The following is a 13,286-nucleotide window of genomic DNA, read 5'->3' as shown; positions in this document are numbered from 1 at the left end:
AAGGTAAAAAAGGATTTGATTGGTATTGGTTATTCTACAAACTCAACCTCAAATAATTGAGAAAAGTGTTTTTTGACTTTTTGTTGCACTTCGTTTAGTGGGAGTTTTTCACCGAGCTCGCGTTCCATAGAGGTGACATCCTTATCGTCAATTCCGCACGGCACAATATTCTTGAAATAATTCAAATCTGTATTCACATTAAACGCAAAACCGTGCATGGTAACCCACCGAGAGGTTCGCACACCCATAGCGCAAATTTTACGAGCCCTTTCTGATTCGGGATCTAACCAAACACCGGTAAAGCCGGGGTAGCGTTCTCCTTTGAGGCCGTACTCAGCCATGGTTTTAATGATCACTTCTTCCAGGGTACGCAAATAGCGATGAATATCTGTAAAAAACTGGTCGAGATCTAGAATAGGATAGCCAACAATTTGTCCCGGACCGTGATATGTAATATCTCCGCCTCTGTTGATTTTATAATAAGTGGCCTGTTTTTGTTTTAAGCCTTCATCATCGATGAGTAAATTATCTGCCGAACCGCTTTTGCCGAGCGTGTAAACATGCGGATGCTCGCAAAACAAAAAGTGATTCTCAGGTAATTGACCTGCAGAATCACTTTCGTGTTTACGGTTGTACATTTTCAAATCGATCGCCTTTTTGAAAAGGCCCTCCTGGAAATCCCAGGCATCTTTAAAATCGATTTGTTCCAGATTTTTGAATAAGACTTTTTTTGTCATTACAACTTTGAAAGTTCACCTTTAAGATGGTTGATCACTTCTATTTCAACGGGATCAACACCGTTTAGTTCTGACAAATAAAGAGAGCACCAATCTTCGAGGTGGATGTGATAAAGTGAACGCTGAATACGCGTATCGCCTTTACTCCAAATATGGTGAATGTTTGACGTGTATTTTTGAATAATTTCCTCGTTGATATCAAGCCTGGTTCTGTTGCGATCGAGCTCATCCTCGTTGCGTAAGAAAACTACCGATATTTCACCTTTCGCGCCTGCCCAGCCTACTAGTTCGTTGTGGTTCATTTCTGGAATCACCTGGCTATTGCACAACATTTTACTGTTTTCGTTGAGTTGTTGGCGCATTCTTGTCCCAATTCCTGCGTAACCATCAAGTGAGTAGATGTAAGGTGAAGTATTCTTTAATCCTTTAGCAACATCTTTTGCTTCACGCTTGATTTCTTTTTCGTTGAACTCGAGAATGTCACGTGTTGTATTGATCTCTTTTTCAATATCTACATTGGCCAAGCCGTAGTGATTGAAAAGGAAAAGCTGCTGAACTAGCGAGTAAGCCAGCATAGCACGTGGCGGATTTCCACCGGGAACTTTTATAATATTTCCATCAACGTTTTCAACCATTTGCTCCAGTTCACCACCACTCGTTATAGCAGCGATTTGAGCACCTTTAGCAATCGCTTTTTCAGTTGCCGAAAGTGTTTCTTCAGTATTTCCTGAGTAAGAAGAAGCTATGACTAATGTGTTTTCGTTGACAAAGCCCGGTACACCGTAGCCTTTATTCACAATTATTGGAGCCTGGCATGAGTCGCTCAGCCAGTCTTTAATTATAGTTCCGCCAATACCTGATCCACCAAGACCTGTGATTAGTACGTTTTCAATAGGTTTTTGTGAAGGTGTTAAACTCGCGTTTTGTCCAATTGCTAAAGCCTCTTTCAATTGATCGTTGAAGCCGGCTATTAAGGATTCCATCTTGATTTTTGTTTTTTGATTAAAGCAAAGAAAATGTTTTTACGGTCAGAACCGAAAAATATATCGACAAAATCGTGCATCTGTACTCATAGATAGCATATTTCTAATGTTTTATTAAACTAGAAAACAGGCACGAACAAACCTGTTTCAATTTGAAAAAGTTTCCCATCATTAGAATTCACCCCGCATCACGAAACCTTTACAACAAATTGATTTTCAAACAGGAAATTAAAACACTATATTTGGATTAATCGTTGCACAACAAAGAGAAAACACTTCATTTATGAAAACTATTACCACTCTTATTATCGCTATTGCAATTTGCTTTGGAGGCTCTGTTTATTCTCAAAGTCAAAACTGGTTTCATGATTCGGTTCCAGACTTTAACGGTACAATCAACTCCATCACACCCTGGAATGGTAATCTGATATTAACCGGAACCCAAACACACACAGTAGAACAAAATGCAACTATTTGGCATTTGAACCAAAGTGGAGCGGATTATCAAAACAACCCTAGGATTCACACTACAAGAAGTGAAGTATATAAAAAAGGGAATTTCATTTATTACATAACTGCAACTAAAACGAAAATCCTCATCAATAAACTAAATGTTACTGATGGGAGCTCCCAAAGCAAAACGCTAATTGAAATTGATGAAGAGAGTTTTTTAGCTCCTGATATTCCACCACTTAAAGTTGAATTCAACGATAACAGACTTTCTTACTCAGGCTACTCAGGAAATGAAATCAAACGCTTTGAACTTGACAACTTTGTAAAAGACGTTCAGTGGAGTGATAATTATCCCGCAAATTTCAGCCCTGATATTTATGCCGGAAACGATGATGAACTGGCCCTTTTTCACATGACCGGGCAAGTCCCAACTGTCTATTTTTACAGACAAAACGGCTACCCGATGGATACGCTTCAAAATGCACCGCTGGCTAATTTCCACAAAGCGATAAACGTTATTGATTCAGTCTATCTCTATGCCGAAACAACAAGCTCAGATTCAACAAAACTCCACATGATCAATCACGACTCTGTGCTCAACACCTTCACAATTGCCGGCTCAATCACTGAGCTAACTAAAAAAGACTCCTCAAGTGCTTATTTAGCTGGTCGTTTTGAACTCAACAACGACTCAACACAGGTCGTAAAACTGGATCTGACCAACGGTGTTTTTCAGGATCTTAACATTGAGACTGATGGCGAAATCACTACGATTAATTCGCTCGATTCAACTATTGAATTTCTTGGTGATTTTACAATGTGGAACGGAAACGCGGCCGAGTCTCCAGTGTTGACAGATCTCGCTTCAAACCCGCTTAAAACGCTCCCTTCTTGGAGTGGTGAATTCTCGCTTTTAAAACACTACACAGTTTTTGGATCTGACACATTTCTTATTGGTCAGAACCTCGAAAAACTGGGTTCTCCTGTAGCTAACAATTTACTCTATAACATACTTAACAACACTTTAGCTGACTACAATCATGACGTAAGTGACATTGAGCAAAAGCACGTTGATGGTGATACGCTATTTGGAAGAGTTCGATTTCCCGGAGGAGGTCAATACTACGTAGCTATGAACCTAAACACCGGTAACCGTGACACTCTTTTTACCTGGATGACAACTGGGAACCTGGCAAAATACGACCGTTTTAATGAGCGAATTTATATCTACGGAGCAACTAATATTGCCGGTGGAAACAGCGCGTGGATTTCATATGACCTCAACACGATGGATACTACAATATTCAATGTTGGCCCAACAATAGATGTTCCAGGATTAACTTTTAGGGGATCTTCTATTTATGTTGCGACCAAAGAAGAGGGCCCTATGTTTGGTACTCAAGCTCATATACTTAAATATGATCGAAATTCGCTGACTTTAACAGATACTGTGACTAGAGTTCAAACACAGGAAACAAGCTCCCTGACTCAAATCACTTCCTTTAAAATGGAGGCTCACCCTACCGAAGATGATCTATTTGTAGCCTTTACAGAAGAAGGTAGTCATCAACATGCTGTTGGATCTGTCTATAATGTTAACCTGATGCTCGATACTACCTTTTTAATTGGCACAACACGATTCTTTAATTACGATAATGAAGGAGGAATCTTCAGTGACCTGGAAGTTTATCAAGGAAACATGAGTTTAACAGGTGATATCAGTTCTTTTACAGACTTTAATAACAACCACTACAATTTATTAAATGGGCTTATATACGTTGAGCTCTATGGCAGCCAAACTTTATTTGAAGACAACAATACCTCTACAGCAATGATCGATTACTTTGGAGGTGACTTTAAAACTTCAGAAAGCTTGATTACTAATGCTATTTCTTTTGGTGGAAATAACGTTGGAACATACATCGACAGACCATTAAGATCTGGAAGAAGCTTCATGGTTGTTAGACGCTCAGCGTATACTGTTCCAATTCCTGGATTTGATGAATCAACTCAAAAATCTACCGAGTTTTCACCATATCCAAACCCTGCAAAAAGTAATTTTTCTATTAAAAATGTGAATGAGACTAAACGAATAAACGTTTACAATATGAATGGAGCTTTGATTTTTGAATCCTCAAGAGCTCAAAACATCAGTTGTTCTTCATGGAGTTCTGGCATGTATATTATTGAAGTTACTTCAAGAAACAATGAAGAGCATTCTTACAAGTTGATTGTTGAATAAAACCAAAAAGCCCGGACTCCTTCCAGATCCGGGCTTTTAAATTTATACTAATTTTTATTAAGGTAAATGACACTAGTTGCAAATATCTGCACCACTATTGCCACTATAAGTAACATTACTGGTTGTGAGACTTACATCTCCTGTTTCTGATATTCCACACCCTGCGCTATTGTTAATCTCAACATTTTTTAGTGTGAGTTGAACTTCATCACCATAATATCCCAAACTTAAATTAGCTGGATTATCATGCCAGTGACCAGCTTTCGCCTGTCCCCCATCTCTAATTATGGCATTCTCTATCTTGTTGTTAACGTTGTTGGTATTGATGTACACACCGTTCCACGATCCTTTCCCTTCTCTTCCTTCCATAACAACTTTATTGTCTGATGTTCCTAAAACCTCAAATGAAGCATTGTACTCATCAACCCAAAAACCGTAGTTCTGGCCAAACCTCAAAGTACAGCCTTCATGAATTTGTAGAGCTCCTTCTTGAGTTTCACCAACATAAACGAGTTCGTTAACATAAAAAGGCACTCCTGGATCATGCCACTCATGTACTGAACTGCCAATTACACGGCCCCTATTATAAATCGATTTTGAGAAAACATAGATCTCGTCCATGCTATCTCCATCACCATTTAAGTTCCCTTCATATTCACTATTATCGCCATCAAGATGTGTAACTTGTCTTGCTGCTATATTGAGAGGATAGTCTGTGTTTTCAGTGAACTTATTATTGGCAAAGCCTTCAATATTTGAAGTTGATTTAATGTACATGCCATGACCTTTGTTTTTACGGATAACAGAATTCTTTAATTCAAGTTTAGTCTCATTATCCATCCAAATCGCCTGACCGCTATTGTCTTGTCCACCTGCATATTCAATGATGCAGTAATTCATCTTATTACGAAGATCTTCAGAATACATAATGATTCCTTCCCATGCTCCTTTTTCTTTTATAGATCCTGTAAATCTTATTGGCTTACTCTTTGTCCCTTCAGCCTGAATAGCTCCTTCAGCATCGCTGTAATCATTTATCTCAAAACCGGCATCCTGTTTAAACTCAATGGTCACACCCGGCTGAATAGTTAAACTCGCTTCTACATCGATGTAACATGGAACGATATAATCAACTCCTGACCCCAAATCCTTTAATGTTTTAGGTTCAGAGATTGTAGAACAATCAAGCGTTACAGTTTGAGCTACTGGTTGTTGATTAGAATTATCATCGTCATCTTTTTTGCACGATGAAATTCCTCCCATGACAAATAGCGAAATTCCCGCTATTGCAATACTAGCCTTTTTCATAATGTTTAATTTTTAATGTTTTGGTTAATTATGGTTCGCTAATTAACTTTCGGGTATTGAAGGTTTGAACATCAAATGTTCAGAGGAAGGATTAACAACAAAGTAATATATTATTTATCAGACTAAAAAACAACTAAAAAAATGAACTCCTATCAATCACAATAGTCTGATCCGTTATTATTGACGAATGTAACATTACTCGTGTCGAGTGTTGTCGGGCCAAATTCAGATATGCCACATCCTTTACTGCTGATTATTTCCACATTGTTTAGTGTGAGTTGAGCACGACCTGATGACGACCCCAAACTTATACTGGCTCCGCTGTTGTGATCTCCCAATGCAAGATCTCCGCCATCAATGATTTTTGTGTGTTCAATTTTATTGTTAGAATTATCTGTTGTGATAAGAAACCCACCCCAATGATGGTAATCATCAATGGATCTGAATATTACAGGATTATTTGCCGTACCTTCAATTGAAACGCTCGAATTTGCTCCATCGGTACGAATTTCATAATTATCAAAAACCATCTCGTTTCCTGCCTCAACTGTCAATTTAGCATCATCCCTTAGATAAACATGATCCTTTACAAGGATTGGAACTCCCGGGTTCTTAATCACAAAATCACCACCTACTAAATGTCTATCATAAAGATTATCAGAGCTCACATAAATCATGTCTTTAGGGTCATTTCCCGATCCATTGTTGTAATAGCTGCTCTGCTGCCCATCAAGATGAGGTAGAGAGCTAAAACCTATGTGAATTGGATAGCCTCCATTAGAATGAAATGTATTTTTTTCAAAGCCTTCAATTGAGCTGAGATAAAAACTATACAACCCATAATCTTCATTGTTCCTTATTGAGGAATATTTTAATTCTAAATCACCAAACATTCCATCACCATAAGTAGTAATAGCTCCGGTTCCTGCAGCATCTTTTACCACACAATAGTGAAGTTTGTTCAAAGGAGAAGGGGTCCCTATATCGATACTTTCCCATTTTGCTCCATTTAACCCCTGAAACCAAATAGAGTCTGAAGGAGTTCCTACAGCATGAATAATTCCCGAATCTAAAGTGTTCCTGTTTACTTTCATACTCAGGCCACCTTCATTAGTAAAGGCAATCCTTACACCGGGCTCAATTGTGAGTTTTCTGTAAATGTTGACCTTCTTCGAAATAATGTAATCAATCCCCTCTCCTCTATTGACAAGAGTAGTGTCAGATGTGATTCTTTCGAATGATACTGTATCGGTAACTAATTGATTTGTTTGTATTGGTTGAGGGGAATCGTCATCATCTTTGCAGCTGGCAATAAGGGCTACAATCAAAAGAATTGATGAAAGTCTGATTAGTGATTTGATATTCATGAGGTTTGATTTTAGAATGTAAATGTATGAATTCATCAAATACAACGCAAACCGGCTAAAATCAAACCACCTCCAACTAACGAATAATAAACCTGAAGCCTATTTTCACCCATCTCCCGGGAAGTTGAACATTACCAATATCCACATAATCCTGATCAAACAGATTTGAAATCTCACTGTAAAGCGAGATTTGCTTATAGCGATACCGCAATCTTAAATTCGTTAAAAATACTGGATCAAATGGCGTTTCTCTCATTTCTTCAGCGTTTCTGTAACCACCAACACGATCCTGATAGCTTGCGTTTGCGGTCAACTGAAATCCGGAATACTCTTTAGATGTCAAAGCAAGATCAGCTTTGTGCTGGAGAAAATCGAGCACGTAACTGGACTCAAAGTTACGACTGGTAGTATCTGCCATGAGGTAGGTGTATCCGGCTCTGACCGAAAAAACAGGAAAATCTTCTCCCAATAGCTTGTGAATATTGAAAAACCCGTTGAGCTCAGCTCCGTTGATATTTACCTCAGTAATATTTGCCGCGTATGCTGTGTCAGAGTTGTTGTAGCGAATCCAATCGATCAGGTTTTTCCCCTCTCTGCGGAATGCCGCCACGTGACCGCGAAACCACGATGACACAAACTTGGTCCCGAGTTCGTAATTCACGCTTTTCTCAGGCTCAAGAGTGAGGCTTCCAACAGAATTCCCTCCTTCGTAGTAGAGGTTCGTAAACGATGGAAAACGCAAACTCCGGCTCCATGAAGCGTAAGGCTGAAAATGTTTATTGATTTCATAGCTCACGTCCACTCCCGGGAACCACTCATCATCAAACTGTGAGTTGATGTTGTACATTGTACCCATCGACATGAAAAGATCTTTCCATTTAAAATTGTGTTCGATATAAGCACTGTAATTTTCGCGCTCGTCAAATTGTGTGAATTGCGCGTATGAAGGTTCACGCGGAACAGGTTTTGGCTCAGCCAAATCATGCCCCAACACATTGCTGTAAATCTCTTCTTTTCGGTATTCAACACCCACACTTGTTTCCCCGAGTTTCCAGGTATGCGCCACATTTAGGTCAGATCCATAAGCAGCCGTTTGGTGATAATTGTGCCCGTTGTACCACGAGGGAACAGTGTCATTTCCCATCACAAACCTTCCGTTTCCTGTTCTTTGGTAATAGTCAATTCCTTCACGGTAGAGCTCGAAACGATCGTGATGCTGGCGATAGTATGATCTCAAACGGATGTGTGTTTTATCAAAGTCGTACTCTGCTGTTAGTGAAGAAAAATAAGTCCTTGTTTTCTCAAACTGGCGAGGAAAAGCAGATGTATAAAAGTTTTGAGCTCCAAACCCTTTATCCATGAAACCTGCATTCGCCATTAAACTGAGGCGATTCAAATCGATTTCACTCTGCCAAAAAAGATTGGTTCGCTCAAAATCAGTATTGTCAATATATCCGTCAGAACCGGATTTACTAGCCGATATCCTGTGCGAGTGATTTTCAAAAGCTGTCGTAGCAGTCACTCCTGCCTGATAAAAGCCGTACTCACCGCCCGTTACAGACCCTGAAACGGTGTTCTCTTCAGCATTTTCAGTGATAATGTTGATCGCCCCGGCAAAGGCTGATGTTCCGTAAATTCGGCTAGCTCCACCATGCAGAATTTCAATCCGCGAAATATCCTCTAAACGAACCGGCAAATTCATATTGTGGTGACCGGTTTGCGGATCTGACAGTTTAACTCCGTTGAGCAAAATGAGCGTTTGCTCAAAAGTTGCTCCCCTCAAACTAATGTCATTTTGAACGTTGTACGGTCCACGTTGCTTGACATCCACATTGAGAGCGAATTCCAGCAACTCATCAACCGTTTGAACAGGTGCCTGCTCTATCTCCTTTTTATCAATTGTCGTGACAACCCGTGCAGATTGATCAAACTGTTTTGCTGAGCGTTTTTCGGTTATTGTAAACTCTTTTAGCTGAGTCGTATCATTAGTTTGCCCAAGACTAAAAGAACTAATTAACAAACCAATAGAAGCTATAACGGGGGTTTTCATAGCAAATTTTTGCGTGCAAGTATAGGCCATTTTAGCAAGCTGCAACCAAAAAGTTCAATTCTTAAAAAGATCAGTAAAATAGCTCAAGTTAGTTCCACTACGGTCAGAGCCAAAAAACGAGCAATCCACTAATCGATAAATGGCGAACGTAAAATCAATGCTTTCACTACCTTTGCGGCCTGAATTTTCACAGATAAAAAAACAGATAATGAGTCAACAACTATCTGAGCAGGAACAGGTAAGAAGAGAAGGTTTAAAAAGAATGCGCGAGTTAGGGATAGATCCTTATCCGGCAGAGCAGTTTTATGTAAACACAACATCCAGCGAGATCAAGAAGAAGTTTGAAGATGGCGAAGAGCTGGAAAATGTGGTAATAGCAGGCCGAATCATGAGCAAGCGCATCATGGGAAAAGCTTCTTTTGCTGAGCTACAGGACAGCAGTGGCCGCATTCAGCTCTACATCACCCGTGACGATATTTGCGAAGGTGAAGACACCACTTTTTACAATGAAGTTTTCAAGCGACTGCTCGATATTGGTGACTTTATAGGTATTCGCGGAAAAGTATTTAAAACGAAAATGGGCGAGACTACAGTTCACGTTAATGAATTAACTATACTGTCAAAATCACTTCGCCCATTGCCAATCGTAAAGACAGATTCTGAAGGAAACACGCACGATGCTTTTGTCGATCCGGAATTGCGTCACCGCCAGCGCTATGTTGACCTGGTAGTGAACCGTGAAGTGAAAGACACTTTCGTGAAGCGCACGCAAACTTTTGCTGCAATGCGTGAATTCTTCAATGGCAAAGGATACATGGAGGTTGAAACGCCTATTCTTCAACCAATTCCGGGTGGTGCAGCAGCACGGCCTTTTGTTACTCATCACAACGCACTCGATATTCCATTGTATTTGAGAATCGCTAATGAGCTGTACTTAAAACGCCTTATCGTTGGTGGATTTGACGGAGTTTATGAATTTGCCAAAGACTTCCGTAACGAGGGAATGGACCGCACACATAACCCTGAGTTTACAGTGATGGAAATCTACGTGGCTTACAAAGATTACATCTGGATGATGGACTTCACTGAAAAAATGTTGGAGTTTGTTGTGAACAAAGTGAATGGCTCTTCAAAAGTAAAAGTTGGTGATAAAGAAATCGACTTTACAGCTCCTTTTAAAAGAGTTCCAATTCTGGAAGCTATTTTCGAGCATACAGGCATTGATGTTCGCGGAATGGATGCAGCCGAATTGAGAGAAGTGTGCAAGAAACTCGACATTGAAGTTGATGAGTGTTTTGGAAAAGGAAAGCTCATTGATGAAATCTTTGGCGAAAAATGTGAAGCTAATTACGTTCAGCCAACTTTCATTACAGATTACCCGGTAGAGATGTCGCCACTTTGTAAAAAGCACCGCGAAAACCCGGATCTGACCGAAAGATTTGAACTTATTGTAAACGGGAAAGAAATTGCAAACGCTTATTCTGAGCTCAATGATCCAATAGATCAACGCGAGCGCTTTGAAGAACAGCTTCGCCTGAGCGAGAAAGGTGATGATGAAGCCATGTTTATCGATCAGGATTTCCTTCGTGCACTGGAATACGGAATGCCTCCAACATCAGGCATGGGAATTGGAATGGACAGGTTGATCATGCTTCTCACAAACCAGGAAAGCATTCAGGAAGTATTATTCTTCCCGCAAATGCGCCCTGAGAAAAAGCCGACTCAGGCTACACCTGAAGAGTTTCAGGAAAAACTCGACATCACAAAAGAATGGGCTGAGACAATTGTAAAAGCAGGTTTCAAGAAAGTTGAAGAACTACTCGAAATGAAATCAACTCAGGTTCATCAAAAACTGAATGGTTTCAGAAAGAAAAACAAGCTCGACATTCCAGCTCTTCAATTAGAAGATGTAAAAAAATGGTTTGAAGGGAAGGATTAATTATTTCCAGGCAAAGGGAGTTCGAGAATGAACGTGCTTCCTTTGCCTCTTTCACTTTCAACTTTAAGACTTCCACCACATTGTTCCACAGCGTCTTTGGTCAGAACCAAACCGAGTCCTGTTCCTTTTTCGTTGTTTGCTCCAAGCGTTGATGAGCTTTTAGCAAAAAGCGTATCGATTTTCTCCTGTGACATTCCCATACCGTTGTCGGTAACCTTCAAGCGTACTTTACCGTCCTCTTTTTCACAATCAAATCTGATTTTCCCTCCTTCATACACATATTTGATAGCATTTGATAGCAGATTTCTCAAAATAAGATCGAGAAGTTGCTTATCAACTACTGCTTTGTCGTTTGGATCAATCGTGTTTTCAATTACAATATTCTTTTTGCGAATAGGATTTTCGTAAAGAGAGACAATGTGATCAACGGCACCTTTTAACTCTCTTTCATCGAGATGAACTTCGAGCCCGTCAAACTGTGACTTTGTCCAATGTAGTAAGTTTTCGAGGAGCATTGAAGTTTTTGAAGTTTCAGATTCCAAATCCTGCAAAAACTCTTTTTCCTGATCAGCAGTCAGCTCACCGGAGTTGATGAGTTTCAACAAGGAGGAAATTGAACTGAGCGGACCTTTCACATCATGTCCTACAATAGAAAGCATTCGGTTTTTGACCTCATTAAGCTTTTTTAGCTCCTCATTCTTTTGGGCAATTTTAGTGTTTGTGGCAAGAAGCCTTTCGTTTAAATCACTTTTTGACTTATTGTATCGAAACTGCAAAACCACCATAACAATAAGGCCAGCTACTAATACAACTGAAACCCATATGATCAAAGTTTTATAATTCGACTCTTTTTGAGCTTTCAAGTTCTCAGCTCTTAAAACAGCATTTTCTTTTTCTTTTTGCTCAGCTTCAAACTTCATTGACAGCTCATCAATTCTGCTTTGCCTGCTGGCATCATCTAAGCTGTCTTTGATTGTTACATACTTTTCGTAGTAAAAAAGAGAACTATCAAATTGACCTAGCTTTTTGTAGATATCGTGATAGCCATCATACAGCCCCATTTTAACACCATCATCGGTAGAGCCTTGAATAACTTGTTTAGCTTTATTGATATATTTTAGTGCTGAATCATATTGTTCTTTCATGTAATAGGCTCTGCCTAAACCTAAATTACCATAGTAAAGCCCTCTTTTCACGCCTAACTTTTGAGAGTATTCAAGAACCTTCTCTAAATGCGGGAAAGCTTTATCAGGTTGATCAGTATCAGAATAAAAAGAAGCCAGGTTACTATGAGCCACTGTTTTCCCGTATAGCCTGTTGATACTCTTATTGACATCAAGGGCTTCATTCAAATATTTAAATGCACTGTCGTTTTTATGAATTTCACTGTAAGCCAGACCAAGGTTTCCCATCGCTCGCCCCATTTGAACAGTATCCCCAACATTTCGTGAAATGCTAATCGACTTTTTCAAGTATTTGATAGCATTCGTGTGATCATCATTTTGCCTGTATTTTTCACCTAGATTATTGAGAGCTGTTGCCTGGGCATACTCCATTTCTTTTTCACGATAAAACTCAAGAGCTTTCAATAAATAATCCAGTGATTTGTAATAAAACCCTTTCTCAGCATAGGCAATCGAAATATTGTTGTAAGCATGAGCCTTATCGATAGAACCTTCCTCTAATGCTTCAAGCGCTTTTTCGTAGTAAATTATTGATGAATCATAACGTGTGTCTTTATTCAGGATGTCAGCATACGTAATAAGGCTTCTTCCTTTTTCATCTGGACATTCACATTTTTCAGCAACTGCCATGGCCTCTTTAGCTGCCATTACTGCTTTTTCGCGTTGTCCCAGGTCGTAATAAGCTGAAGACTTAAAGGATAAAGGGATTACAATATATTTACTGTTATCAAGTTTTTTGCCTATCGCAATAGCACTATCGGCATAGGAGATAGTTTTTTGAAATTGATTGTGACGATAGAGGTATATCGTAATATCGGTCAAAGCCTCTACTTTTCCTGTGTCTGTTTTCGAGTTTTCAAGTTTTTGATACAAACTATTCAAACCCTCCTGACCAATAACAGGAAAAAATAATATACAAAGAACCGATAGGGCTATAATTCTTTTAATCATAATGAGTGCAACGAAGGAATCACCAAAATAAACCATTTCTTTGTAGGGCAATAACCTTAAGTAGTATTGTCA

Annotated in this window: 8 protein-coding genes; 2 read left to right on the top strand and 6 right to left on the bottom strand. The window is 39.4% G+C overall.

Annotation, left to right across the window (positions count from 1 at the left end; all coding sequences use genetic code 11):
• Window positions 1-29 precede the first annotated feature (29 nt).
• Both lipB and F3059_RS09010 read right to left on the bottom strand, forming a co-directional pair.
• Window positions 30-737, bottom strand: a complete 708-nt coding sequence (lipB, locus tag F3059_RS09015; protein ID WP_151168409.1) for a lipoyl(octanoyl) transferase LipB — start codon at window positions 735-737, stop codon at window positions 30-32.
• Complete coding sequence (locus F3059_RS09010; RefSeq protein WP_223274588.1) at window positions 737-1,726, bottom strand: bifunctional phosphoglucose/phosphomannose isomerase; 990 nt, start codon at window positions 1,724-1,726, stop codon at window positions 737-739. The genes lipB and F3059_RS09010 overlap by 1 nt, the downstream gene beginning before the upstream one ends.
• A gap of 277 nt (window positions 1,727-2,003) precedes the next feature.
• Here F3059_RS09010 and F3059_RS09005 point away from each other — a divergent pair, with 277 nt between their 5' ends.
• Window positions 2,004-4,415, top strand: coding sequence for a T9SS type A sorting domain-containing protein (locus tag F3059_RS09005; protein WP_151168405.1), 2,412 nt, complete (start codon window positions 2,004-2,006; stop codon window positions 4,413-4,415).
• Window positions 4,416-4,487: 72 nt separating this feature from the next.
• On the opposite strand, the gene F3059_RS09000 is transcribed toward F3059_RS09005, so the two are convergent.
• The 3 genes from F3059_RS09000 to F3059_RS08990 form a co-directional block, all read right to left on the bottom strand.
• Complete coding sequence (locus F3059_RS09000) at window positions 4,488-5,723, bottom strand: right-handed parallel beta-helix repeat-containing protein (RefSeq protein WP_151168403.1); 1,236 nt, start codon at window positions 5,721-5,723, stop codon at window positions 4,488-4,490.
• A gap of 152 nt (window positions 5,724-5,875) precedes the next feature.
• Window positions 5,876-7,090 carry a hypothetical protein gene (locus F3059_RS08995; RefSeq protein ID WP_151168401.1) on the bottom strand — a complete coding sequence of 405 codons (1,215 nt, stop codon included), beginning with the start codon at window positions 7,088-7,090 and terminating at the stop codon, window positions 5,876-5,878.
• 76 nt (window positions 7,091-7,166) lie between these two features.
• The gene (locus F3059_RS08990) at window positions 7,167-9,140 is read right to left on the bottom strand and encodes a TonB-dependent receptor (RefSeq protein WP_170265141.1); all 1,974 of its coding nucleotides are present in this window, start codon (window positions 9,138-9,140) and stop codon (window positions 7,167-7,169) included.
• Window positions 9,141-9,348: 208 nt separating this feature from the next.
• Between F3059_RS08990 and lysS the strand changes: the two genes are divergently transcribed.
• On the top strand, window positions 9,349-11,079 hold the full coding sequence (gene lysS / locus F3059_RS08985) for a lysine--tRNA ligase (RefSeq protein WP_151168396.1): 1,731 nt from the start codon (window positions 9,349-9,351) through the stop codon (window positions 11,077-11,079).
• Here lysS and F3059_RS08980 read toward each other — a convergent pair.
• Window positions 11,076-13,214 (bottom strand): tetratricopeptide repeat-containing sensor histidine kinase, encoded by a 2,139-nt coding sequence (locus F3059_RS08980; RefSeq protein ID WP_170265140.1) that lies wholly within the window; start codon window positions 13,212-13,214, stop codon window positions 11,076-11,078. The two genes, lysS and F3059_RS08980, sit on opposite strands and share 4 nt — an antisense overlap.
• Window positions 13,215-13,286 lie beyond the last annotated feature (72 nt).

The organism is Salibacter halophilus, assembly GCF_008806325.1.
GTDB lineage: Bacteria > Bacteroidota > Bacteroidia > Flavobacteriales_G > Salibacteraceae > Salibacter > Salibacter halophilus.
This window is presented reverse-complemented; position numbering and strand designations above follow the sequence as displayed.